Origin of the sequence: Herbaspirillum sp. GCM10030257 (genome assembly GCF_042666555.1) — a bacterium.
Lineage (GTDB): Bacteria > Pseudomonadota > Gammaproteobacteria > Burkholderiales > Burkholderiaceae_D > Noviherbaspirillum.
The window spans coordinates 45,667-71,119 of record NZ_JBHTDH010000018.1 but is presented as its reverse complement, the minus strand read 5'-3'; the positions used below and the strand labels follow the sequence as shown (position 1 = coordinate 71,119).

Genomic DNA, 25,453 nt, shown 5'->3' with positions numbered 1-25,453 from the left:
AAAGTATGTCCGATATCAAGACCCCGAAACAAGAAATGCAAATCTTCACACCTTCGCCATCATTCGCGCGCCACGCCAGCATTTCCGACATGGATGCCTATAAGGCCATGTGCGCTGACGCCGAGCGGGACTATGAAATGTTCTGGGCTCAGCTCGCCCATGACAACGTCACCTGGTACAAGCGTTTTACTAAAACGCTTGACGAATCCAGCGCGCCTTTCTACAAGTGGTTCGCCGATGGCCAACTCAACGTCTCCTACAACTGCCTCGACCGCCATCTGGAAAACGGAAATGCCGACAAGACGGCTATTCATTTCGAGGCTGACGATGGTGCGGTGACATCAGTGACCTATCGCGAACTGCATAAGCGCGTCTGCAAGCTCGCCAATGCGCTGAGAATGCTCGGCATAAAGAAGGGTGATCGGGTCGTTATTTACATGCCGATGTCCATTGAAGGCGTGACCGCAATGCAGGCATGCGCACGCATCGGTGCGACGCACTCCGTGGTGTTCGGTGGTTTCTCGGCCAAATCGCTGCAGGAGCGCATCATCGATGCCGGCGCAGTCGCTGTCATCACCGCCGATGAACAGGTCCGCGGCGGCAAGCAGCTTCCCCTGAAGACCATCGTCGACGAGGCGCTTGCATCAAGCGAATGCGATACGGTGAAACATGTCGTGGTCTACCGGCGCACCGGCGGTAATATCCAAATGGTACGTGGCCGCGATTACTGGATGCACGACGTGACCGAGCATCGGCCATCGACCTGTGAACCGGAATGGGTTGATGCCGAGCATCCGCTGTTCATCCTCTATACTTCCGGCTCCACGGGCAAGCCCAAGGGTGTTCAGCACGCCTCCGGCGGCTACCTGTTGTGGGCCATGCTGACCATGAAGTGGACCTTCGACATCAAGCCCACTGACATCTTCTGGTGTACCGCTGACATCGGCTGGGTTACCGGCCATACCTATATCACCTACGGCCCGCTGGCTGTCGGCGCTACGCAAGTCGTGTTCGAAGGTGTCCCTACCTATCCAAACGCCGGCCGCTTCTGGGACATGATTCAGAAACACAAGGTCACCATCTTCTATACCGCCCCAACCGCGATCCGCTCGCTGATCAAGGCGGCTGATGCCGATGCCGATGTGCATCCGAAGCGTTATGATCTGTCCTCGCTACGCCTGCTTGGCTCGGTGGGCGAGCCGATCAATCCAGAGGCCTGGATGTGGTACTACAGAAATATTGGCAACGAGAAGTGCCCGGTTGTCGACACTTTCTGGCAGACGGAGACCGGCGGCCACATGATTACGCCTTTGCCGGGTGCCACACCGATGGTGCCTGGTTCTTGCACGCTACCGCTGCCGGGCATCATGACGGCCGTGGTGGATGAGACCGGCAATGACTTGCCCAACGGGCAGGGCGGCATCCTGGTGGTCAAACGACCGTGGCCATCAATGATCCGTACCATCTGGAATGACCCTGAGCGCTTCAAGAAGAGCTACTTCCCGGAAGAACTGGGCGGCAAAATCTACCTCGCCGGTGACGGCGCTGTGCGCAATGAGCAGACCGGCTACTTCACCATCACCGGTCGCATTGACGACGTGCTCAATGTATCCGGCCACCGGATGGGCACCATGGAAATCGAATCGGCGCTGGTGGCCAATCCGCTGGTGGCCGAAGCGGCGGTAGTGGGCAAGCCGGACGAGACAACCGGTGAATCAATCTGCGCATTCGTGGTATTGAAGCGTGCAAGGCCAACGGGAGAAGAAGCGAAACAGCTTGCCAAGGAACTGCGTGACTGGGTCGGCAAGGAAATCGGCCCGATCGCCAAGCCCAGGGAAATCCGTTTCGGTGACAACCTGCCCAAGACCCGTTCCGGCAAGATTATGCGCCGCTTGCTGCGCGTACTGGCAAAAGGCGAGCAGATTACCCAGGACGTGTCCACACTGGAGAATCCGGCCATCCTGGAGCAGCTGCGGCAGGTGCAATAGGCGCCGCCTCAAATCAGTAGACAATTTTTCTCTAGGCTACACGGTTGTCCGACTTCAGCCATCAATTGGCGTAGTCGGACAGATCCTTGCTTTTGGAGTGGACTTTCTCCTGGTAAGCGGCCGACACCGACTTCCCTGAACTCTTTGTCAATCGTTGTAACGCTGATGAGCTTCTAAGCCACATCGTCCAATCGATAGCATGCTTCCACGTCACTAGGTCATACGAAAGCGGGGATCACTGTATTTAATCGACACAATCGCGAAGCCGATTGTGCTCCTCAACCTCCCAGGCCGCATACTGGTATCGATCCGTTTTGCAATAAGCACCGGCTTCTGCCAGATCCGGTGGAATGTTTTCTCCACCAGTCCAATGATTTTCCTAAAGGCCATCCATCGTAGTGATCGAAGCTCATGAACGCTTTGACCTGATTCTTGCGAGATCGCCCTGTCGCGGATTCCTTTTGCGATTTGCTTAATCAATCGATACCGTTTGCATGTGGGAAAATGCTCTGCGTCTATCCGGCAATAAACAACGGCAGATGCGAATCTTGAGCACACTTAACATGAACGGTTCGGTAGTGCTGTCCCTGGTAGGAAGCTTTACTTCTTCCTGCTCCATTCCCAAGGCACTGGATGCATGAGCCTTATTGTCTCGCAAAAGCATCTCTGGACTCGAGGCTATCCCTTATGCATCTGAATCTAACGGCCGCATACCACCTTCTCACCCCAGAAACGCAACGCGAGAGCGCCTATCAGCAGGCGGATGTGCGCCTATGTTGTAATTGAATAAGCGCTTTGCCGGTTGTTGCAGATTGAGACACTTCCTGAGCGACTGCGCGAAAAAAAGACACTTGCTCGTGGTGTCACCGACCACGACATTGAAAAAAACCGCAAATATACGTGCTGAGCCCGGTCACAGCGTGATTCAACTGCAAATTCCTTGCTGGCACGCCAATTGCCAATACCAATACATCTAGGGACTCCCTGGATCACACATCTCACAATCGCCACTCGGAGGACGACATGAATCTGGCAGACATCAGCAAACTCGGCATTAAGAATCCGTTCAAGCAGCGCTACGACAATTTTATCGGCGGCAAATTTGTCCCACCCGTCAAAGGTCAATACTTCGAAAACATCAGCCCGGTGATCGGTAAGACCTTCTGCGAAGTAGCGCGCTCGACAGCTGAAGACATCGAGCTCGCACTCGATGCGGCGCATGCGGCGAAGAGGGAATGGGGCAAGACCTCGCCAGCGGCGCGCGCAGTCATCCTCAACAAGATTGCCGACCGCATGGAAGCCAATCTTGAGTTGCTGGCGACTGCCGAAACCATTGACAACGGCAAACCTATTCGCGAAACGACGGCCGCTGACATTCCACTGGCCATCGATCATTTCCGTTACTTTGCCGGTGCAGTGCGTGCACAGGAAGGCAGCATCGCGCCGATCGATGCGGAAACCTATGCCTACCATTTCCATGAGCCGCTGGGCGTAGTGGGTCAGATCATTCCCTGGAATTTTCCGATCCTGATGGCGGTATGGAAGCTCGCACCGGCGCTTGCCGCGGGCAATTGCGTAGTGATGAAACCGGCCGAGCAGACGCCGGCGTCGATCATGGTTCTTATGGAGCTGATTCAAGACCTGCTGCCGCCCGGTGTAGTCAACATTGTTAACGGTTTCGGATTGGAAGCTGGCAAGCCGCTGGCGACCAGCAAGCGCATCGCCAAGGTAGCGTTCACCGGCGAGACCGGCACCGGCCGGTTGATCATGCAATACGCTTCGCAGAATCTCATTCCCGTCACGCTGGAACTCGGCGGCAAGTCGCCCAACGTTTTCTTTGCCGACGTGATGGACAAGGATGATGAATTCTTCGACAAGGCGCTGGAAGGCTTTGCGATGTTCGCGCTCAACCAGGGTGAAGTGTGCACCTGCCCGTCGCGCGTGCTGGTGCAGGAATCGATCTACGACCGCTTCATTGAACGTGCAGTCGCCCGTGTAGAAAAGATCAAGCAGGGGAACCCGCTCGATTCCTCGACCATGATCGGCGCCCAAGCCTCGCAGGAACAACTGGAAAAAATTCTGTCTTACATCGATATTGGCAAGCAGGAAGGCGCGCAGGTGCTGACTGGTGGCGAGCGTAAGATGCAGGACGGCGATCTGGCCGGCGGCTATTACGTGACACCGACCGTGTTCCGCGGCCACAATAAAATGCGCATCTTCCAGGAAGAGATTTTTGGACCGGTGGTATCGGTCACCACCTTCAAGGATGAAGATGAAGCGCTGTCGATTGCGAACGACACACTGTACGGCCTAGGCGCAGGCGTGTGGACGCGTGACGGCAGCCGCGCCTTCCGCATGGGCCGTGGGATTGAAGCCGGCCGCGTATGGACTAACTGCTACCACCTGTATCCGGCACATGCAGCATTCGGCGGCTACAAACAGTCAGGAATCGGCCGCGAGAACCACAAGATGATGCTCGATCACTATCAGCAGACCAAGAACCTGCTGGTGAGCTACAGCCCGAAGGCGCTCGGTTTCTTCTGATTCGCGCTAACGAAGACCATGCCCACCGCCGCAGATGTGGCGGCGGTGGGCAACTCAAAATAGGATAAAGCATGGCTCATAACGCGCCACCACGAGTGGTTGCCACCGAAACTGCAACGCAACTGATCGATACCCTGACCAGACGTTACGGTCCGCTGATGTTTTTCCAGTCCGGCGGATGCTGCGACGGCAGCTCTCCGATGTGTTATGCCGTAGGTGATTTCAGCATCAGCCAAACCGATGTCCTGCTCGGCACTTTGCACGGAGCGCCTTTCTATATCGGAAGCGAGCAATTCGAATATTGGCAGCATACTCAATTGATCATCGATGTAGTTGACGGCATGGGCGGCATGTTCTCGTTGGAGAACGGAACGGGAAAGAGGTTCTTCACGCGTTCAAGGCTATTCACTGATGAAGAATGCGAGCAGCTGGCACTAGGCGGAGCGTGATCGTGTACGTCAGACACCGTCGGATGTGAATGCATAGGAATGCTGGCAACGGCTGGGCTTCAATACGAAAACGTGTCAAAGCCCGTGGAGTGAGTTTCAAAATAATAGGAGGAGTCTATGAAAAGTGAACTGATACGGCTGTCCATCACAGCCGCGATAGCCTTGGGGTCGTTCTCTGCACATGCGGCAGGCGTGACCGATGCGATGATCGAAGCCGACGCCAAGTCGGCCAACGATGTGCTGACCTGGGGCATGGGCCCGCAGGGTCAGCGTTATTCGACGCTTTCGCAAATAAATACCAAGACTGTGTCGAAACTGGTGCCGGCCTGGTCGTTTTCCTTCGGCGGCGAGAAGCAGCGCGGCCAGGAGTCGCAGCCGCTGATCCACGATGGAAAAATGTTTGTCACCGCATCGTATTCGCGGATTTATGCGCTCGACGCGAAGACCGGCGAAAAGCTCTGGAAATACGAGCACCGCCTTCCCGATGGCATCATGCCCTGCTGCGATGTAGTCAATCGTGGCGCGGCGCTGTTTGAAAACCTGGTTATTTTCAGCACGCTTGATGCGCAGCTGATCGCACTCGACCAGAAGACCGGCGACGTAGTGTGGAAGGAAAAGGTCGACGATTATGCGGCCGGCTATTCCAACACTGCTGCACCTTTGATTGCCAAGGGTTTGCTGCTGACCGGTGTCTCCGGTGGCGAATTCGGTATCGTCGGCCGCGTCGAGGCGCGCGATCCGCGCACCGGGCAGCTGGTCTGGATGCGCCCAACGGTCGAAGGCCACATGGGCTACAAATATGACAAGGAAGGCAAGCAAATTGAGAACGGTATTTCCGGCACCACCAACAAGACCTGGCCGGGCGATCTGTGGAAGACGGGTGGCGCGGCGACTTGGCTGGGTGGCACCTATGATCCAACGACTGGCCTTGCCTATTTCGGCACCGGTAATCCTGCTCCCTGGAACAGCCACCTACGTCCCGGCGACAATCTGTTTTCAGCGGCTACGGTCGCTATCGATGTGGTCACTGGACAGATCAAATGGCATTACCAAACCACGCCGCACGATGGCTGGGATTTCGACGGCGTTAATGAGTTCATCACCTTCGACATGAACGGCAAGCGGCTCGGTGGCAAGGCCGACCGCAATGGCTTTTTCTATGTGATCGACGCGAAGAACGGCAAACTGGAAAATGCCTTTCCGTTCGTGAAGAAGATTACCTGGGCGACTGGCATCGACCTGAAGACAGGCCGTCCGAACTACACGCCGAACGGCCGTCCCGGGGATCCCACCAAGGGTGCTGACAACAAGAAGGGCGAGACGGTATTCTCGGCGCCGTCCTTCCTTGGCGGGAAGAATCAGCAACCGATGGCTTATAGCCCGAAGACCAATTACTTCTATGTGCCGGCCAATGAATGGGGCATGGATATCTGGAACGAGCCGATCAGCTACAAGAAGGGCGCGGCCTTCCTTGGCGCTGGTTTCACCATCAAGCCGCTCAGCGACGAGTACATCGGTGCGCTGCGCGCGATCGATCCGAAGACCGGCAAAATTGTCTGGGAAGCGAAGAACAATGCGCCGCTGTGGGGAGGAGTGATGAGCACCGCTGGCGACCTCGTGTTCTACGGCACGCCGGAAGGCTTCCTCAAGGCGCTCGACGCCAAGACCGGCAAGGAACTTTGGAAATTTCAAACCGGCTCTGGCGTAGTTGCGCCTCCTATTACCTGGCAAGAAGGTAATACGCAATACGTGGCGGTAGTTTCCGGCTGGGGCGGCGCGGTGCCGCTGTGGGGCGGCGAGGTGGCCAAGCGCGTGAACTTCCTGGAGCAGGGCGGCTCCGTATGGGTGTTCAAGTTGTCTTCGATTTAAGGACCTTCGCAGACGAGTATCAAGTATCGATTAAGAGTCGTTGTCTCCGCTTTCGCTCAGAGGCCGGACTGTCGCCGGCCATCATTCTGACGACTGCATTTTGCCGGTGGCGTTCGCCACCGGTTTTTTTATGGTCAATTAGCGTGACGCATTGTCAGCAACGATCGCTGTTGTGCCGATTTGGGACAATCCGCGCTAATGTCGCAATATGACGCATTCATGTGGCCTCAATCGCGCTTTATCTACCGTCATACGAAACCAGAATCCCAGCGGTCCGTGAAATCCCAATCTCGCGATTAAAGTGGTATGCAACTTGCTGTGTTGGAACTGCCTGCCCCTTTTTACAAATTGAAGCATAGGCATCATGGACAAAACCCAAATTCCAGCTCGCGTATTCGCGCTTGTACTATCAACCGGCGCTGTTTCCCTTGCTGCAGCGGACGCCGTCGCCCAGCCCGAAAAGCAGCTCCAGGAAGTCGTCGTCTCAGTCAGCCGAAGCGAGCAGAAGCGCTTCGATGCAGCCACTTCGATCGACGCCGTACAGGTCGACCCGCTGCGCGCCGCATCACCGCTCGTCAACCTTTCCGAACTGCTGGGCACGGTGCCTGGCATCCAGATCCGCGAACGCCAGAACTATGCGCAGGACCTGCAGTTGTCGGTACGTGGTTTCGGCACCCGTTCGACCTTCGGCGTACGTGGCGTGCGCGTGCTGGTCGACGGTATTCCCGCCACCATGCCCGATGGGCAGGGTCAGGCCGCCACCGCCACGCTGACCTCTGCGCGCCGCATTGAAATCCTGCGTGGCCCGGTGGCCCAGCTGTACGGCAACGCGGCTGGGGGCGTGGTGCAGGTGTTCACGGTCGAGCCGCCGCTGGCGCCGCAGAAGCCGATTGCCAGCGCCTCGGTAGGCGTCGGTAGCGACGGCCAGCGCCAGCTCGGATTCACCCTTGCCGGCGGCAGCGAGTCGCTTGGCGGACTGCTCGACGTCGCCAGTTATGAGACTGACGGCTATCGGAACCACAGCGCCGCCGAACGTACGCAGGTAAATGCCAAGGTGCTGTGGCAACCTTCCTCATCGACCAAAGTTACCGGCATCGTCAACATCTTCGATCAGCCGCTGGCACAGGATCCGCTCGGCTTGACGCGGGCGCAGTTCGAACAAAATCCGCGCCAGGTCGCGCCGGTCGCATTGACCTTCGATACCCGCAAGACCATTGATCAGCAGCAGGCCGGCCTCCTTGTCGAACACAAGCTGGACCGGAGCAATATCATCAATGCACGCCTGTACGCCGGCACTCGCGAGGTATTCCAGACGCTGTCGTTTTCCGGTGCCGCCGCCAACTCTTCGGGCGGTGTGGTCGATCTCGACAACCATTACCGCGGCGCCGGCCTGAGTTGGACCCATGCCATGCAGGCCGCCGGCATGCCGCTCAACTGGACTGTCGGCATGGAAGCCGACGACCTCGGCCAGACCCGCCGCGGCTTCATTAACAACAACGGCACGCCGGGCGCACTGCGCCGCGACGAGCGCGACAATGCAAATAATCTCGACGTCTTCGGCCAGGTGGACTGGACTTTCGCCGAGCAATGGAAGGCCACGGCCGGCTTGCGCTCCAGCCGGGTGAGGCTATCAGTGGATGACCGCTATATCACCGCGGCCAGCCCCGACGACAGTGGCAGTGTCGAATACCGCAATACCAGTCCGGTACTCGGCCTGGTCTGGTATGCCGACGACAATCTCAACTTCTACGGCAATCTCGGCCGCGGCTTCGAAACACCAACATTGGCGGAATCGGCCTATCGCGCAGGTTCCACCGGTCCCAATCTCGGCTTGCAGCCCTCGCGCAGCCGGCAGGGCGAGGTCGGCATGAAATGGCGTTCCGGCGCGCAGAGCGTCGACCTGGCGGCCTTCACCGCACAGAGCCGCGATGAAATCGTGCCGCAGGCCACCGAGAACGGCCGCTCGATTTTCCAGAACATCGATAGCGTGGAGCGTCGCGGTATCGAAGCCAGCTGGCGCAGCGACATGGGGCACTTCGGCATCCAGCTTGCCTATACGCTGCTAGACGCGCGTTTCAAGCAAGGCTACGCCAGCGCCAATGGTGCAGTTGCCGCAGGCAACCGTCTGCCGGGCGCACCGATGCACAGCCTGTTTGCCCAGATTGAAGCCCGTCCCTTGCACGGGCTGAGCACCGCGTTGGAAATGCGGGCCGAGAGCAAGACCTATGTCGATGATCTCAACAGTGAAACCGCGTCCGGCTATGCGCTATTTAACCTGCGCGCGTCGCAAGACTTCCGGGCCGGCGCAACGAACTGGACGCTCTTCGGCCGCATCGACAACCTGTTCAACCGCGACTATGTTGGCTCGGTCATTGTCAATGACGGCAACCGCCGCTTCTTCGAGCCTGCGCCGGGAAGACGCTTCTACGTTGGCTTTCGCGCTTCGATCTAAATGCACGCCGTTACATACCCATGCACCCACAAAACCATGAGGAGACACCGTGAAATTATTTATAAGAGGAACGTTGACGCTCGCGGTTGCAGCCATCGCACCGATGATGGCTGCTGGGCTTGCGCTGCCGGCGACGTCTGCTTATGTACTGAACGAAAAGTCGGGCACAGAATCGGTAGCTGACCTAGCCACCGATACCCTGGCTGGTACCCTCAAGACCGACGTCAAGCAGTATGGCTTGGTCGTGGGTGATGACGGTAATGCCTTAAATATGAGTGACCAGAGCAGCAATATCCTGATCGTCAACTCGGAGAAGCAGGCAGAGGCCGAGCGCCTCATGTCGCAAGAACCTCCTGAAGGCAACGGACGGTCGGGTTTGGTCTCGGTGAGCGACACCGACAGCCGTCAGATGACCAAGGAAATCAGCGTGGGAGACCGCCATGGAACGTAGCCATCCAGTAAGCGAATCAATGGGGGCAGTCACCGGCGGCACTCATTCTGGTGCCGCGAGCGACTAGCGCTACAGTCTTCAGGCGATCATTCTTTTCTGGCTAATGGCGCTGCTGTGATCGGCCAGATTATCATTGGTCTGTACATGGTGGATCTGGCCAAACGCACGCCAGAGGTAGTCTATTTTTACAACCTGCACAAGTCGTTCGGACTGATCGCGCTGATACTGATTGCAGTCGGATTGGCATAGTGCTGGAGGAAGCCGCCGCCGTCCTTCTCGGGGCTGCATCGATCGACATTGCAAGAAAAGGCTGCACAGGCATCGCACCAGCTCTTGTACGCTTGTATGGCGCTGATGCCGCTGTCCGGTTATGCGGGGTCGAACTTTGGCAAATATCCGGTAAAGTCTTTCGGATATGCGCTGCCACAGCTGGGATGGGAAAGTGCGCTGCTGCAAAACTTGTTTCGTCAAGCACATGCGACGCTAGCTTGGCTGCTTTTCGCGTTGATAGTGCTACATATGCTGGCGGTGGTGTATCACTTGGTTAAGTCCGGTCGAACCATTCTACGGCGCATGTCTCCTCACTGAAGACAGAATTATGAAGAAGGCAGAAGCCAAATACGCCTGATCCTCAGTATGCGGATTCGGCGCCTATTGTCTTAAGTTTCCTGCATGGGACCGTTGTCATATGAAGTCCAATTCGGATGCATCGACGCGACGAAATATCAGCAGATCTTTCGATAGATCGTATTGCGTGAAATGCCGAGCGCCCGCGCAGTGGCTGAGACGTTGCCGCCATGCGCTTGCAGCGCTTTCTGGATCACTGACAGTTCCACGTCTTCCAGCGTCGTATGGTTGGGAGCCTGATCGACGGCGACTGTCAATTGTGCGGGAACTTCCTTTTTCAAGCTTTTCACATCATCAAGGAAATCATCGGGAAGGTCTTCCATGCGAATTTCGCCGTCATTTCCAGTCATGACCATTGCAGTACGCAGCAGATTGCTCAGCTGCCGGAAGTTGCCCGGCCAGTTGTGTTGTTTAAACATCTGCATTACATCAGGGGAGATCGAATAATGTTCGCCATTGCCTTCGGCTGCAAGCAGCTTGTTGACCACTATTTCAAAATCGGTCCGTTCACGCAGCGGCGGTAGCTTCACCACAAGGCCGTTGAGGCGATAGTAAAGGTCTTCCCGGAACTCCCCACCGGCAATCATTTCCCGCAAGTTTCGGTGGGTTGCGCAGATCACCGATACGTTCACCGGTATCGACTTGGCGCTACCCAGTGGCGTCACCATGCGTTCTTGCAGCACACGCAGCAGCCTCGCTTGCAGGTTGAGGGGCATGTCACCGATTTCGTCAAGAAACAGCGTGCCGCCGTTGGCTTGCAGGATACGGCCGGTGCTGCCCTTCTTGCGCGCGCCGGTGAAGGCACCGTCTTCGTAACCAAACAGCTCCGATTCGATCAGCGTCTCTGGAATCGAGGCGCAATTGACCGCGACGAAGGGACCGTGTGCACGCGGAGAATCGTTGTGCACTGCCTGCGCCAACAATTCCTTGCCAGTGCCAGTTTCACCTGTGATCAGGATCGGAATGTCGCGTCCATTCACCTTGTTGAGTTTGGTGATGATGGCAGTCATCTGTGGATCGCCGGTATTGAGGTAGCGCAGGCTGGAAAGCCTGTATGAAGTTTCGCTCTCGGTGATGGCAGCATGCTGCTTCGCCGTCCCCGCAGGCGCTACGGGGTGGCCGATCTCGCTGCTAAAGATAGTATTATTGCTAAGCCTGACCGACGCCCGTGCGTAGACACGAACGCCACTCGATAGGCACATGTTCAGCAGACCGGGTGCTGCGGTCCGATAATGGTCGTATAGCGCAGGCACGCCCAGACCGAACAGGGAATTAAGCGTATTCACGCTGAGTGCCTGTGGTGACAAGCCAAGCTGGAACATTGCACTGCGGTTGGCCGATATGAAACGTCCTCCAGGCGTGAAGGAAGCAATGCCTTCCATGAGCGTACCAATGAATTCCGGTCGGCTATGAAAATGTAGCGTGATGCCGTCCTGGTAAGCGGCCGTGAACAGCTGGTTCTCAATCATTTGCGCGGACATGCGCACCAGTCCCATCGTGTGTCGATGAAAAGTGTTGCAATCGCCGGTGACATCAAGCACGCCGATAACCGCGCCTCGCGGATCGAAGATAGGAGCTGCCGAACAAGTGAGGATATGGTTGGCGCGCAGGTAATGTTCGTCAGCGTTGACCAGCGTCGGCACGCCTTCGGCGAGCGCAGTGCCAATCGCATTGGTGCCGCGCAGTTGCTCGGACCATGCGACGCCAGGCGTTAGTGCGACCCGATTGGCTTTTTCCAGGAAGTCGTCGTCGCCCAGCGCATGCATGATCACACCCTGCGCATTGGTCAGTATGACCATGTTATGGGTGTTGACGATCTGCTCGTACAGCGTTTCCATGACCGGCAGCGCATAGGTGTGCAATGCCTGGTTTTGCTCGATCACTGCCGATAGGTCGGATTTGGCTAGGGGATTAAAGTCAGGTTTGTCGATCGTACTCAAACCGAACGCGGCGGATCGCTCGTGTGATTTTTCTACCATGATGCTGTGATCGTCAGCAGGAAGTATGCCAAACCGAGGGTTTGCAGCGCTGGTTATGTGCCCAGGCTGCTTAGCCTGCACGCGGATATCGCCAACCGCCAGCGGCGCGTCTACATTTTTGTATTCCACCATTGTCTCCTTCGCCGAATCGCGTGCGGTGGGCTCTTTTAACTAGCGTTCCAAATTGTGACGCTGTGTCAATTTGGAGCAGTCCTGTTGTGACACAATCTGCCGCCGGTTGTAGCCGCTTCTTTTTACATACGCACGTGAAATAGATCATACACCGGACAATACTGCTCAAGCCGCGTATCTCTTTTGTATACTACGACCGTTAGCCCGTGAAAGTTGTTATATTATTCATACCTTACACAACTAGATGATTCTACTAGAGCAAACTTTCTGGCTGATTCTGTTACAGAACGTGTTTGCCCCCTGCTTTCCATGAGCAAAATTCGTTCCTTCTACAAAAGTTCCATGAAGAGAAGTAACGTACGGTTTAATCGTGGCGCTTTCAACATCGTCGCTCTTGATTTTTAGTACAAATCTTATTGAAGAGTGCACTTTGAATAAGGCTTGCCGCCGCTGTGGCGATCATCCATGTGTCGAACAATCAGGCTATATGGATATGATGCCGTACATGGCAACGTGGCTGCCAGAATGTTGTGCCGAGGCCATTGGTCAGGCACGATTACTACTTAAGGAGATATGGAAGGGCACGAAGGCAGACTCAACTTCCCGGTAGAAGGAAGACTTATGTACCTCAACTCCACCAGCTTTCATACACCCGATCAAAGCTTGTGTCATCGAAAGCTTTTCTATTTGGCAAAAGTTAAACCTATAGACAAGTCGGGCGACATCTCTCTTGCTTTCTCAAGGTAGTGCCGAAAAGGGTTGGCATCGTAACTGCTTATGAAGCATGGCAGCCGTCAATTAGTAACCGCCTCACTCCTGTCCTCTACGAAATAATTTTTCCGTTCCAGATCCGGGTGTCGATGTGAGCGGCAACTTATCGGTAAGAGCAAGCGAATTCGTCTTGCTGCGAAATACTAAAGGGTGTTCCTCAGCATTTCTTGGACGTGATTGCAACGCTTGCGCATCAATCACAATTTTGTGAATATCGTCATGATGTGCCGATTTGCTGCAGATGGGGTCGGCATTTGTAGCATCACCCGTTAATGCATAAGCCTGACATCGGCAGCCACCGAAATCCTTTTTCTGTTCAGGGCAGGTTTTGCAAGGGTCCTTCATCCAGTCGCTGCCGCGATAACGCTGGAAGGCATCACTGTGCAGCCATATGTCTGCAATACTTTCGGTCATGACGTTGGGAAAGTTTATGCCAGGCAGCGAGCGTGCAGCGTGGCAGGGGAGGGCGGTGCCGTCCGCGGCCACGGCCAGAAATACCGAGCCCCAGCCGTTCATGCAAGCCTTCGGGCGATCCTCAAAATAGTCTGGTACAACGAACAGGATGCGCAAGCGGTTCCCTAGCTTTCTGCGATAGGCATTGACTGTCTCTTCAGCACGCTGAAGCTGCTCGCGCGTCGGCATCAATTGCGCTCGATTGACCATTCCCCAGCCGTAGTATTGCGTATTTGCGAGTTCTAAATAGTCGACTTCCATGTCGATTGCCATCTCGATTATACGGTCCACGTGATCCAGATTATGTCGATGCAGCACGACATTCAGTACCATGGGATAGTCATGCTGCTGGATCAACCTCGCTACCCGCTGCTTGAGTTCGAAGGTGCGCGTGCTCGACAGAAAATCATTCATTTCGCGGGTGGAATCTTGAAAGGAAAGCTGGATATGATCAAGGCCCAGTTCTTTCATGCGTGCTATTCTTACTTCGGTCAGACCGATGCCGGAGGTGATCAGGTTGGTGTAGTACCCTAGGCGATGCGCTTCGCCTATTAGTTCTTCCAAATCATCGCGCAGCAGCGGCTCTCCGCCGGAAAATCCCAGTTGGGCCGCGCCCAATGTCCGCGCTTGCCGCATAACATCGAACCATTGCGCAGTGGTCAATTCCTTGTCATGTCGCGCGAAGTCCACCGGGTTGTAACAAAAGACGCAATGCAAGGGGCAGCGATAAGTCACTTCTGCAAGCAGCCACAGCGGGTGCCGTGGCGTGACGGGAAGAGTGGCAGCCATGTCACACCACCCAACCGCGCTCGATGGCCACCTGCAGAAAATCCTCCACATCATGCCGCAATCCGCTAGTGGAGAATGCCCGTTCCAGGTCCTGCACGATTTGGCGGATATTGCGATGCCCGTCACAACGCTTGAGCACTTGCGCGGCACTATCGTTTAACTGCACCATCCCTTCGGGATACAGCAACACGTATGCTCCCTGTACCTCCTCCCATTGCAGACGGAAGAGACGGGATAGGCGAGGTTTTTCAGTGGCGATGCTCATTCCGTTTCTCCTCAGGGATAGGCGCGCTCGATCGCATCCATCATGGACCACAGTACATCGAGCTTAAACTCCAATATATGTATTGCTCGCTCCTGCTGAGCACGCGTAAGGAAATGGTCGAGCGTGACTTGCAGACCGTGCTCCACATCGCGTTCAGCCAGGGAGATACGACTACGGAAGTAATGCAAGCCTTCCGGGTCGATCCAAGGATAATGTTGTGGCCAGTTCGCAAGCCGCTGCTGATGAATTTTCGGCGCGAACATCTCGGTCAGCGAAGAACAGATTGCTTCCTGCCACGGTGCATGCCGCGCGAAGTTGACATAAGCATCCACTGCAAAGCGCACTCCAGGAACTACATGTCTTTGCGACCACAAGTCCGTGCGTGAAATACCGACCGCTTCGCCCAGGCGTGACCAGGCTTCGATACCGCCGGGATTGCCTTCCCAGCCGTCATGGTCAAGTATGCGGAGTACCCATTTCCGTCGCGTATCCCGGTCTGGACAGTTTGTGAGGATGGCACTGTCTTTGTTGGGAATGTTAAGTTGGTAATAGAATCGGTTGGCAACCCAGCCGCGAATTTGGTCGGGTGTTAGTAGGCCGCTGTTCATCTTCACATTGAAAGCATGATGAATGTGATAGCGCTCGCCCTTGGCACGCAAATGCATTTCAAATTCTTCACGCGACCACGGTGCGACCTCAGCAATAAATTGTCCGGGGGTGGTGGTCATAAGGCGATCTCCATACCGTCGTACGCAACTTCGATGCCATCGCGCGCAAGCGTTGCTCGCTCTTGCGAATCCTCGTCAAGGATCGGGTTGGTATTGTTAATGTGGATGAGTATTTTCCGACGGTCGCCTAGACTGTCGAGTAGTTCTATCATGCCGCCAGGTCCGGATTGCGGGAGGTGACCCATATCGAGGGCCCTTTTTTTGGACAGGCCCAGTCGAATCATTTCGTCGTCACGCCAGAAGGTACCGTCGACCAGTACGGAATCCGCTGCCCGCATTGCGGACTCCACATGAGCTTCTATTTGGCCGAGTCCTGGCGCATAAAAAGCCGATTTTCCGGTACGTGCGTTCCTGATTATCAGACCGATATTATCACCCGGCGAAGGTGACATTCGATGCGGAGAATAAGGGGGCGCCTTACTACTCAAAGGGACTGGAATGAAGTCGATTCCTTCAAGTTGCGGTAATGTGAACGGCTTTCCTTCCCCGGGCGGCATCGTGTCGTTCATCTCAATTGGATGCCACTGAATGTCGCAATAGTGGGACAGTACACGAGTCAGCGACAAGCCCTCGGTCAAATCCTTCCATACCGACGCCGTGCAGTAGATTGATAGATGCTTCCCCTCGCGTAGCATCAGCAATCCCGTCACATGATCAATTTGTGCATCCATCAAGACGACCGCGACGATTCCAGTGTCGCGCGCGTAGCGTCCTGGCTGCAGCGACGGAGATGCGCCGATCTGCGCGAGCAGATCCGGTGAAGCATTGATTAGTAGCCAGTCTACGTCGTTAACCGTGACGGCGATCGATGATTGCGTACGCCTGCGTGCACGAATTCGACCATGCCGTACGCCATCACAATTGCGGCAATTGCAATTCCACTGAGGAAAACCACCTCCAGCCGCTGAACCAAGTACGCGAATTTTCATGGTGATGTCCGGTATGCGAGGCGCACTCTTTTTTTCCGCGAGGCGCCTCGCCAGGCGCTGCGTGAAGCGATCAGCGGTTAGAGATATACATCGTGATTTCGAATCCGAAACGCAGGTCGGTAAACTCGGGCTTTGACCATTGCATAGTGATCTCCTTGAATAAAAATAGGTGGTATGGTTTTTGATCGATTATCTGTTTCAAACTTCTAGACGTGAAACAGTCATGCAATCGAATCTCCTTAACGCAACATCTATGCCCAAGCAAGCAAGTTTCCCATTTGATGATGGCTTTCTTAGCGTCGGACATGGCCACCGTCTTTACGTTGCCCAGCATGGACGGGAAAATGCACCTGCCGTAGTCGTGTTACACGGAGGACCGGGTAGCGGATGTCATCCTTCCATGCTGGAGTGGTTCGACCTTGAATGCTGGCGCGTCATATTGGTAGACCAGCGTGGAGCCGGTAGAAGCACCGCAGCTGATCCTTTGTATGGCAATACCACTGCTGAGCTGGTGAACGATCTGGAAATGATACGCAAATCCTTGGGGATTGAGCGCTGGAGCGTCGTCGGCGGTTCCTGGGGCGCCTGCTTGGCCTTGCTGTATGCCGGCCACATGCCGGACGCAGTTTCGAATCTGATCTTGCGCGGAGCTTTTCTAGGCGCTGATGCAGATGTCCACTGGTTTTTTCAGAAATTGAAACCGCTGGTACCTAAGGCATGGGGAGAACTGACCGCCGGTTGGTCCACAATGCAACAATGCGAGGTGTTCCAAACTTTGGCAGCGATGCTCCAAAACGGAACAAGGATGGAGCAGGAGAACGCCGCCTTACGCTGGGGTCGATATGAAGAAGGTGTAATGCACGCAATGTTCGGCACTCTGGCTGGGGGGCGCGAGCCACCGCTGTCGAAGTGGTTATCAAAATACCGGTTGCAGGCACATTACCTGTCGCAGCAATGCTTTACCAACACGACGGCGCTAGCCGGTGCCGCCAAGCGTGCGTCAAACATTCCGACAATCTTGATCCATGGGACTCACGACTGGATTTGCCAGCCGCGCAACGCGGCCATAATTAAGCGTTGGATGCCTCAGGCACGGCTGGAATGGGTGGCACGCGGTACTCACACGGCCTCCGATCCACTAATCCGCAATGCACTGCGGAAGGCGATCAGCTCTTGTGTTGAAATGGCGGCGCTTTCGGATATATAAAAAATGCGACTGCGTTTTACGGTGCAAAACACTTGTTATGCATTTTCACAAAAAGCTTATTCTCTACGTCTTTGATTTTCACTTGCCTAAAGCGTCCATGTCTCTTCATTTGGAAAAATGTTCGGAAAAACGATGTGGCTTTGTTTTTTTAATGGAGCGCTTGAGTGCAACTCCTAGCGATCGCATTCAACCTGGAGTCATCAAATGCCCGCGTTGTAGCGCAAGGTTTGAAGCGAATGTTGAATTTACATATATTACCCGGCCATTGCCTAACGATGTACGCGACTGGCCAGATGAGGGGGCATGGAGGTAAAGAGGCCAGTAAGTATATATGCGCGAATTGAGAGGCGCTGCGAGAAGGGCTTAGTGTCTGTTTGCAAACGTAGCACAGAAGGGGTAAGCGGGTAATTTGATGCGTTAGAATCGCATGGAGGGTAGCCATGTGGACAAAACTCCATACCGCTCAAAAATGGACACAGTCCAGCTAAGAGCGTCTCTGCAAAAGACCTTGACACGACTCATAGAAGGGCGGAAAAGCGAAACGGGTTCTACCGGATGGAAAACGGACATGCTGGCTGTTATATCGAGTATGTTCACATGCGGCGAAAGGCGCTGAGCTCTTCCGTCCAGTCCTGCCCCGCCGCCTTTCTCACTATGTCCAACATCGCACACTCCATGATCATCGTTAGGAAGCTGCAAAAATTTTTCCAACTTTCCATCGAATTGTTGGAACCGAGGTGTCCCGAAAAATCAAGAACTGATCACCTCCGACTTGTCTACCTTAATCACGGGGAAGCAGCAGGAAGTACCCGCCGGATTGCAAATAGGGATCAGTTCACGCCTCCGCAACAATTCCTTCCAACAGGCGCGGATAAAGCGCCATCAATTCGTCATGCAGCGCCTGCACGCTAGCGCCACCCATTTCGCGTGGCCTTGCCACCTTCACATGAAAATCCAGAATCACCCGTGAAGGACGTGAAGAAAGGAACAGGACGCGGTCAGCCAGGGACAGCGCTTCGTTCAGGTTGTGCGTGACAAACAGCACGGTTGGCCTGGTCCGCAGCCAGAGATCCTGCAGCAGCGCACGAAGATGGTCGGCCGTCGGCCTGTCGAGGGATTCGAACGGTTCATCCATCAGCAGCAAACGGGGTTCGATGATGAAGGCACGCAGCAGCGCGACACGGCGCTTCATGCCCCCGGACAACTGATCCGGAAACATGGAGGTACAGCCCTCAAGGCCAACACTGTTCAATAATTGTCTCAGGTGCTCGTCGTCCAGCGGCAGCGTCCCGTTGGCAACATAGGGTCGCACCACCAGTTCGAGATTCTGCCGTACGGTGAGCCAGGGCATCAGGCGCGGCTCCTGGAACATGAAACCTGTCTTTGGTGCGTGCATGGCATCGTCCGCCGTGCCGAAACGGATTGTCCCGTCCAGTTCGCTGTCGAGACCGGCGACGAGGTTGAGCAGGGTGGTCTTGCCTGCCCCCGAAGGGCCGACGATTGCGACGAATTCACCCGGACTCGCGTGAAAGGTCAGCCTCTCGATGGCGCGCGTGCCGTTCCGGTAATCCTTTTGAAGAATGTCAATTGCCAGCGGAGTCATGCGCGCCACCTGTGAAGCCGTGTTTCCAGCGGGCGGAGAAGCAACGCCTCGATGCTGAAGATCACGAGCATGAATGCCAGCGTGTACGCGAGGATGCCGGCGATGTCGAAGAAGTGGAACAGGCTGCCGAGCCGGAAGCCGACGCCGTCGCTGCGGCCAATCAGCTCGACCACGAGCACGACCTTCCAGATCAGGGACAGGCCGTTGCGGGCGGCGCCGAACAGGTAGGGGTAGAGTTGCGGCAGGTAGATCTGGAAGAGGGTGTCGCGGCGCGACAGCCGGTAGATACGTGCAACTTCCAGTAGTTTGGTGTCGACCGCGCGTGCGCCTTCGCGGATGCTGACGGCAACGGAGGGCAGCTTGTTGAGCGTGACGGCAAGGACGGCGGCCGTCTCGGTCAGTCCGAACCAGATGTAGCACAGGATGATCACCACCAGCGCCGGGGTGTTGAGACCGAGGATGACCAGGCTGTCGAGCGGCCGGTCCCAGCGAGGGGAGCGGCCCATCAATATGCCGAGCGCCACTCCGGTGACCATCGCGAGCCCGAAGCTAACGGCAACGCGCCCGAGAGTCTTACCGAGATGGAGCAGCAGTTCACCATCGACGATTTCCCGCTGCAGCGTCAGCAGTACCGAGCCCGGCGACGGCAGGCTCTTGCTGTCGAGCGTGATCGACAAGGTTTGCCATATGCATGCCAGGAGCAGCAGGGGCGCGAGTCTCGGCCAGGCCAAGGCGAACGAAATGCGATGTGCGCTCAACCGGCGGAGCATGGCGGCAGCCGGAAGCCTGGCCAGAAAGTTCCGGTCGGCAGTTCCGATGACCTGCCGACTAGTTGGGTCCCGCCGGTCTCGGCCAGGATGCCGAAAGTCTTGCCAACCGCGGTCATGGTCTCTTGGTCTGAACATGTCGGAATCCCCTTCAGAAAACCGCGGCGCAAGGCGGCGAAGACGGCATCGTTTTCGGCACGCATCTTCGGCCTGATCCGGTTCCATTCCGCGTCGGAGCCGGCCAGGATGGCCTTTGCTTCATAGGAGGCGGCGAGAAATCCTTTCACCGCATCGGCGTTGCGCAATGCCCACTCCTCGTGGAATACCCATCCGATCAAGGGAATCGGTTTGTCGATGCCCAGGCCTTTCAGGATCTCGGGCATGTCGATCAGCGTCGTCATGCCGCTGGCTTCCAGCCGCGCGGCGTAGTGCCAGTAGTTGAGCGCGGCATCGATCTGGTTGCGCAGTGCGAGTTCGGTCAGCAGGGGAGGCGCGGCATACGTCGGCTTAACGTGGCGCGGCAGGTCAAGGTCCAGCTTGCGCTGCGCATAGGCGCGCAACAGCAGCAATGTCTTGTCGTTCGGGCCGCCGGCAATGCCCACTTTCTTGTCCTTCAAGTCGGACAGCGACTTGATGCCGCTGTGCCGGTCCGTCATCAGCGAGCCGACCGCATTGGAATATGGGGCGAAGGTGTAAGCGTTCGACTCGGCCCGCTGACGCGATACCCAGATCCAGTCGGCCACGATGACGTCAACCGCGCCGCCCTGCAGCGCCACCGTCGGCGCATCCGCTGATGCCAGCGGAACGATCTTCAACTCGACGCCGCGCTTCTTCGCCAGGCCGTGTACCTGCATGACATCCAGTTCCCAGTTGACCGTGCCGAACCCCAGCACGCCGACCCGGACGACGGCCGGCTTGGGGTTGGCGTGCGCAATCGCGGTCAGCGACAGCGTCACCAGGGCAATCAGGAAGTGGTGCAAATATCGATGATGCATGAATGCGTTTCCCAAACGTTGGATGAAGTCGAAGCCATCGCTTCTGGACGGAGTGGATAGCAATTGCCGTACCTGTACGCTTTCTGCCGCCGCTGGCGTCCCGGTAGCGCAAATCTGGAGGTATTCTGGAGGTACAGGTGTGTCAGAACGACACACCTGTACCGTTGGAGCGCAACATCTGTGCCAAAAAGGGATGGGTATTTGGCTGCCCCCTCTGCAAAGGTGCGGATTCTGCCAGGGAAAAAAACGTCTTCTCCATGCATTTCCAGTGACTGTTCAAGCAGCTTCTGACAGCTCTTCCCTACTTGCAGGGGAAGATTGGGATAGGGGTAGTGCGCTCGAGACATAACTTAAAATGCTTCAAATCTTCCATCCCCGCCCGAGTTCTCTCCCTTACAGGAGGACGGAGCCGTCCAGTTGTCGCTCTAAAGAATTTGGAACGAATGAAAGATTAAAGTACGTCTCTATTCTGCACTCGATTTGTCACGTGCGCGGCACAGTGGTATGAAACCTGCTAGACGTAGCGCCAGGAGACACTCCGGGACAACGGCCATGCCGCTACCACTGACAATCAACGCACTCAGCAAATCCTATGGCGCGCGCAAGGCGGTCGCGGGCATCAGCCTGACTGTCGGCGAGGGAGAATTCATCACCTTGCTTGGTCCGAATGGTGCCGGCAAGACGACGCTGTTCCAGATGCTGTCCGGCCTGTTCAGCGCCGATGGGGGCAGGGCGCAGGTTGTCGGGCATGACCTTGCGACAGAGCCGCTTGCCGCACTGTCGCATCTGGGAATCGTGTTTCAGCAGCCCGCGCTGGATCTCGACCTGACGGTCGCTGCCAACCTGCAGTTCCATTCGGACCTGCACGGTATTCCGCGCGGGGAAGCCCGCCGCCGTATCGCGCACTGGCTGCAGCGCTTCGGTTTGAGCGACCGCGCGCAAGACAAGGCGCGTGACCTCTCCGGCGGCAACCGCCGCAAGGTGGAGTTGACACGTGCGTTGCTCACATGTCCGAAACTGCTCCTGATGGACGAAGCCACCGTCGGTATCGACCCGGCGTCGCGAGCGCAGATCCTTGCCGACGTCAAGTCCTTGTGCGCCGAAGGCATCGGCGTACTGTGGGCAACGCATCTGATCGACGAGGCGCAAGCAGCCGATCGCATCGTGGTCATGGCAAAGGGCACGGTCAAATTCAATGGACGGGCGCAGGAACTGCTGGCATTGAACGGGCATGCTGGACTGACGGAAGCTTTTTTGCACCTGACGCAGGGCGCCCCGGAGATAGGTGCCGAAGCCGGGGCAGCGTAAAGGCGGCGCCGTAACGTATTTATCCAATAATTAAGAAAGGGAGACCTGACAATGAACAAACCGCTTCGCACCGCTATCCTCTTTGCCGTTCCGTTGCTTGCATGTGCAATGGCCGCGAGCGCCAAGGAGCCCGGCAATGTTTTCATCTCCAGCGAGAAGGACCACACTGTCACCGTGCTGGATGCAAAGTCGCAGCAGCAGGTCGGGGTGATTAAGACGTGCAAGCGGCCGCGCGACATGCGTCTGACCGGGGACAAGGGAAAATTGCTGGTCTTGTGCGGTGACGACGGCAGCGTCGCCATCATCGATGTCGCGGCAAAGAAGGTCGTCGACAAGATCAAACTGCAGGAGGGCGCGGAGATGTTCGACCTTTCGCCCGATGGCAAGACGCTCTATTTCTCTAATGAAGATGATGCCCTTCTGGTGGCGGTCGACCTGGCGAGCAAGAAAGTGTCGAAGGAGATCAAGGTCGGCGAGGAACCTGAAGGTGTGCTGATTTCCAGAGACGGGAAGATCATCTATGTCACGTCGGAAGTCGCCAGCCTGGTCCACGTGATCGATACGGCGAGCGGAAAGGTGATCAAGAATATCCAAGTCGACAAGCGCCCGCGCCGCTTTGCGCTGACGCCCGACGGCAAGGAGTTGTGGGTGACCAATGAACTCGGTGCATCGGTCAGCATCATTCGTACGACTGACCATACCGTTGCCCATACCGTCCGTTTCGAACCCAAGGGTTTCCGCGCTGACGACATCACTCCGGTCGGCGTCACCATGAGCCGCGACGGCAAGACCGCTTTCGTTGCCCTGGGCAAGGCCAATCATGTGGCCGTGGTAGATGTAGGGACTCGGGCCGTGCGCAACCTGGTCCTGGTTGGCAAACGTGCGTGGGGATTGGGCCTGTCGCGCGATGAAGCGACGCTGTATGTCGCCAATGGACTGTCGGACGATGTGTCGGTTGTTGATATCGCCAAGGGGCGCGCAGTGAAATCCGTCAAGGCAGGCCGGGTGCCGCACAGCGTGGTGGTCGATGACTGAAGCATTCCGCACCCTGCGGCTCGCCGTCAGCCTTACGCTCCTGGGACTCGCCTGCACCGTACAGGCGCGCGACCTGAAGATCGGCATCGTGTTCGATCCGGCTGACCCGCGGTATGAAAGCAAGCGGCTGGACAAGCTTTATCCCGGCCAGGCGATGGGCCGGCCGAAGGCTGGCGCGGAGCTCGCGATTGCGGAATCCGCCTTCCAGCTTGAACAGGCCAATCTCCGTGTCATGCTGGAAGAGGTGCCAGCGGCCAGTGCCAGGGATGCCCGTGCGCAGATCGAGGCGCTTGCGAAGAAAGGCGTCCGACATTTCCTGGCCGACCTGCCCGGATCATCGCTGACAGAACTGTCGAAGACGGTCGCCGGGCAGGATGTGTTGCTGTTCAACGTCTCGGCTCCGGAGGCGCGGCTGCGGCGCGAGGCATGCGCGGCCAACCTGTTCCATACACTGCCTGATGATGCGATGAGGAGCGACGCCATCGCCCAGTTCCTGACGGTGCGCAAGTGGAACAAGGTGTTGCTCCTGACCAGTACTCTGGCTGACGACCAGCCGGCCATCGGCGCTGCCCGGCAAGCCATCAAGCGCTACGGATTGAAACTGGCTGCGGTCAAGACATTCAAGTTATCCAACGATCCGCGCGAACACGACTTGGGCAATGTCGCATTGCTCACCGCCGGCATTGATGCCGACGTGATCTGGGTCGTCGATCCCGACGGTGAATTTGCGCGCCAGGTTCCCTACGCCTCGGTCGCGCCGCGTCCGGTGGTCGGCAGCGCGGGGCTGGTGCCGGAAGCATGGCACGCTTCATGGGAACGTCACGGCGCGCCGCAGCTGAATCGACGCTTCCGAAAGGCGTCGGGCCGCTGGATGTCCACGCCCGACTGGGCAGCCTGGATGGCGACCAAGGCAATCGTCGATGTCGCGTTGCGCTCACCCGACAGCCGGGAGCACCAGCGCATGCTGCGCGGCGCGGACTTGGTGCTGGATGGATTCAAGGGCGCCCGCCTGTCCTTCCGCCCCTGGGACCAGCAATTGCGCCAGCCGATATTCCTCGCCCATGGCGGTATTGGCGGCGGTATCGCCGGCGTCGCGCCGTTCGACGGTTTTCTGCATGCGAAGAACAATCTCGACACGCTCGGGGCGGATGAGCGGGAATCGGCGTGCAGTGCGATGGGCGCTTCGTCCACAGAGAGCGGAAAGCAATGAAAGCCGGCCACGCCATCCTTGCGTTGCGTGCCATCTGCGGGCGTGAGGTGCACAAGTTCCTCAGGCAGCCGGGACGCCTGCTCTCGTCGCTCGTCAGGCCGGCCTTGTGGCTGGTGGTATTTGCGGCAGGATTCCAGAACGTATTCGGCGTGGCCATCGTCCCGCCGTATGAAACCTATATCGAGTACCGTGTGTACATGGTGCCAGGTCTCGTGATGATGATTTGCCTGTTCAATGGCATGCAGTCATCGTTGGCCATGGTCTACGACCGCGAAATGGGCGTGATGCGGCTGCTGCTGACGGCGCCCTTGCCCCGCGCCTGGCTGCTGATGTGCAAGCTGATGGCTGGTGCTTTGCTGTCGATGCTGCAGGCGGTGGCCTTCTTCGCCATGGTGCTGCTGTTCGGCGTCGATCTGACGCTGACGCAGCTGCTCATTGGCCTGCCGGTCACCTTGCTCGGCGCGGTCATGCTTGCCGCGTTGGGGCTGGCGCTCTCCGTGCATGTAAAGCAGCTGGAAAATTTTGCCGGCACGATGAATTTCGTCATCTTCCCGATGTTCTTCCTGTCTTCCGCGTTGTATCCGTTGTGGAAGGTCCGGGAATCCGGAGCCGAGTGGATCTACACCGTGGCCCAACTCAATCCCTTCACGCATGCGGTCGAGCTGCTGCGCTTTGCGCTGTACGGGCAGCTGGAGAAGACGTCGCTGCTCGTCGTTGGCATCACGACGGTCGTTATGTTCTGCCTGGCTGTGGCCGGCTATAATCCGCAGCGTGGATTAATCCGGGCTGCCAGAAGCCCGACTTAAAGGTGTTTCTGGATTTTCAACTTGCTAATAGACTTCCGGGCCTTCCGTCTGCGCCGGAAAGCCCGAGGATTTCACCGTCGTTTGCATTCAAATCCG

General features: G+C 56.9%; 22 protein-coding genes. 13 read left to right on the top strand and 9 right to left on the bottom strand.

Going from position 1 to position 25,453, the window contains the following annotated elements; all coding sequences use genetic code 11:
• The first annotated feature begins 5 nt into the window (after positions 1–5).
• From acs to ACFQUU_RS21765, 8 genes are all read left to right on the top strand, one after another.
• A complete protein-coding gene (gene acs / locus ACFQUU_RS21800; RefSeq protein WP_382250226.1) occupies positions 6–1,988 on the top strand; it encodes an acetate--CoA ligase in 1,983 nt (660 codons plus the stop codon).
• Positions 1,989–3,011: 1,023 nt separating this feature from the next.
• Positions 3,012–4,532 (top strand): aldehyde dehydrogenase, encoded by a 1,521-nt coding sequence (gene adh, locus ACFQUU_RS21795; RefSeq protein WP_382250225.1) that lies wholly within the window; start codon positions 3,012–3,014, stop codon positions 4,530–4,532.
• Between the two features lie 71 nt (positions 4,533–4,603).
• Positions 4,604–4,981, top strand: a complete 378-nt coding sequence (locus tag ACFQUU_RS21790; protein ID WP_382250224.1) for a DUF779 domain-containing protein — start codon at positions 4,604–4,606, stop codon at positions 4,979–4,981.
• Between the two features lie 117 nt (positions 4,982–5,098).
• Positions 5,099–6,850 (top strand): PQQ-dependent methanol/ethanol family dehydrogenase, encoded by a 1,752-nt coding sequence (locus tag ACFQUU_RS21785; protein ID WP_382250223.1) that lies wholly within the window; start codon positions 5,099–5,101, stop codon positions 6,848–6,850.
• Positions 6,851–7,214: 364 nt separating this feature from the next.
• Positions 7,215–9,302 (top strand): TonB-dependent receptor family protein, encoded by a 2,088-nt coding sequence (locus tag ACFQUU_RS21780; protein ID WP_382250222.1) that lies wholly within the window; start codon positions 7,215–7,217, stop codon positions 9,300–9,302.
• Positions 9,303–9,351: 49 nt separating this feature from the next.
• The gene (locus tag ACFQUU_RS21775) at positions 9,352–9,753 is read left to right on the top strand and encodes a hypothetical protein (protein ID WP_382250221.1); all 402 of its coding nucleotides are present in this window, start codon (positions 9,352–9,354) and stop codon (positions 9,751–9,753) included.
• 114 nt (positions 9,754–9,867) lie between these two features.
• Positions 9,868–10,002 carry a hypothetical protein gene (locus ACFQUU_RS21770; protein ID WP_382250220.1) on the top strand — a complete coding sequence of 45 codons (135 nt, stop codon included), beginning with the start codon at positions 9,868–9,870 and terminating at the stop codon, positions 10,000–10,002.
• A 48-nt stretch (positions 10,003–10,050) separates the two neighbouring features.
• Positions 10,051–10,341 (top strand): cytochrome b, encoded by a 291-nt coding sequence (locus ACFQUU_RS21765; RefSeq protein WP_382250219.1) that lies wholly within the window; start codon positions 10,051–10,053, stop codon positions 10,339–10,341.
• A 137-nt stretch (positions 10,342–10,478) separates the two neighbouring features.
• Here ACFQUU_RS21765 and ACFQUU_RS21760 read toward each other — a convergent pair whose 3' ends face one another.
• From ACFQUU_RS21760 to pqqA, 6 genes are all read right to left on the bottom strand, one after another.
• Positions 10,479–12,359 (bottom strand): sigma-54-dependent Fis family transcriptional regulator, encoded by a 1,881-nt coding sequence (locus ACFQUU_RS21760; protein WP_382250241.1) that lies wholly within the window; start codon positions 12,357–12,359, stop codon positions 10,479–10,481.
• 942 nt (positions 12,360–13,301) lie between these two features.
• Positions 13,302–14,504 carry a pyrroloquinoline quinone biosynthesis protein PqqE gene (pqqE, locus tag ACFQUU_RS21755; RefSeq protein ID WP_382250218.1) on the bottom strand — a complete coding sequence of 401 codons (1,203 nt, stop codon included), beginning with the start codon at positions 14,502–14,504 and terminating at the stop codon, positions 13,302–13,304.
• A 1-nt stretch (position 14,505) separates the two neighbouring features.
• On the bottom strand, positions 14,506–14,769 hold the full coding sequence (gene pqqD, locus ACFQUU_RS21750; RefSeq protein ID WP_382250217.1) for a pyrroloquinoline quinone biosynthesis peptide chaperone PqqD: 264 nt from the start codon (positions 14,767–14,769) through the stop codon (positions 14,506–14,508).
• An 11-nt stretch (positions 14,770–14,780) separates the two neighbouring features.
• Entirely contained in the window at positions 14,781–15,497 is a 717-nt protein-coding gene (pqqC, locus tag ACFQUU_RS21745; RefSeq protein WP_382250216.1) for a pyrroloquinoline-quinone synthase PqqC, read from the bottom strand.
• Positions 15,494–16,426, bottom strand: a complete 933-nt coding sequence (gene pqqB, locus ACFQUU_RS21740) for a pyrroloquinoline quinone biosynthesis protein PqqB (RefSeq protein ID WP_382250215.1) — start codon at positions 16,424–16,426, stop codon at positions 15,494–15,496. Before pqqB ends, pqqC begins: the two co-directional genes overlap by 4 nt.
• A gap of 70 nt (positions 16,427–16,496) precedes the next feature.
• Positions 16,497–16,571: a pyrroloquinoline quinone precursor peptide PqqA gene (gene pqqA, locus ACFQUU_RS21735; RefSeq protein WP_382250240.1), complete on the bottom strand. Its 75-nt coding sequence runs from the start codon at positions 16,569–16,571 to the stop codon at positions 16,497–16,499.
• 36 nt (positions 16,572–16,607) lie between these two features.
• On the opposite strand from pqqA, the gene ACFQUU_RS21730 reads away from it, so the two are divergent.
• A complete protein-coding gene (locus ACFQUU_RS21730; protein ID WP_382250214.1) occupies positions 16,608–17,633 on the top strand; it encodes an alpha/beta fold hydrolase in 1,026 nt (341 codons plus the stop codon).
• A gap of 835 nt (positions 17,634–18,468) precedes the next feature.
• On the opposite strand, the gene ACFQUU_RS21725 is transcribed toward ACFQUU_RS21730, so the two are convergent.
• The 3 genes from ACFQUU_RS21725 to ACFQUU_RS21715 form a co-directional block, all read right to left on the bottom strand.
• Positions 18,469–19,236 (bottom strand): ABC transporter ATP-binding protein, encoded by a 768-nt coding sequence (locus tag ACFQUU_RS21725; protein WP_382250213.1) that lies wholly within the window; start codon positions 19,234–19,236, stop codon positions 18,469–18,471.
• The gene (locus ACFQUU_RS21720) at positions 19,233–19,913 is read right to left on the bottom strand and encodes an ABC transporter permease (RefSeq protein WP_382250212.1); all 681 of its coding nucleotides are present in this window, start codon (positions 19,911–19,913) and stop codon (positions 19,233–19,235) included. Before ACFQUU_RS21720 ends, ACFQUU_RS21725 begins: the two co-directional genes overlap by 4 nt.
• A 77-nt stretch (positions 19,914–19,990) precedes the next feature.
• A complete protein-coding gene (locus ACFQUU_RS21715; protein ID WP_382250211.1) occupies positions 19,991–20,998 on the bottom strand; it encodes an ABC transporter substrate-binding protein in 1,008 nt (335 codons plus the stop codon).
• 552 nt (positions 20,999–21,550) lie between these two features.
• Between ACFQUU_RS21715 and ACFQUU_RS21710 the strand changes: the two genes are divergently transcribed.
• Genes ACFQUU_RS21710 through ACFQUU_RS21695 form a run of 4 tightly spaced genes read left to right on the top strand, consistent with a single transcriptional unit; the run spans position 21,551 to position 25,357 of the window.
• Complete coding sequence (locus ACFQUU_RS21710; protein WP_382250210.1) at positions 21,551–22,306, top strand: ATP-binding cassette domain-containing protein; 756 nt, start codon at positions 21,551–21,553, stop codon at positions 22,304–22,306.
• Between the two features lie 51 nt (positions 22,307–22,357).
• On the top strand, positions 22,358–23,341 hold the full coding sequence (locus ACFQUU_RS21705) for a PQQ-dependent catabolism-associated beta-propeller protein (protein WP_382250209.1): 984 nt from the start codon (positions 22,358–22,360) through the stop codon (positions 23,339–23,341).
• Positions 23,334–24,551, top strand: coding sequence for an ABC transporter substrate-binding protein (locus tag ACFQUU_RS21700; protein WP_382250208.1), 1,218 nt, complete (start codon positions 23,334–23,336; stop codon positions 24,549–24,551). Before ACFQUU_RS21705 ends, ACFQUU_RS21700 begins: the two co-directional genes overlap by 8 nt.
• The gene (locus tag ACFQUU_RS21695; RefSeq protein ID WP_382250207.1) at positions 24,548–25,357 is read left to right on the top strand and encodes an ABC transporter permease; all 810 of its coding nucleotides are present in this window, start codon (positions 24,548–24,550) and stop codon (positions 25,355–25,357) included. The genes ACFQUU_RS21700 and ACFQUU_RS21695 overlap by 4 nt, the downstream gene beginning before the upstream one ends.
• Positions 25,358–25,453 lie beyond the last annotated feature (96 nt).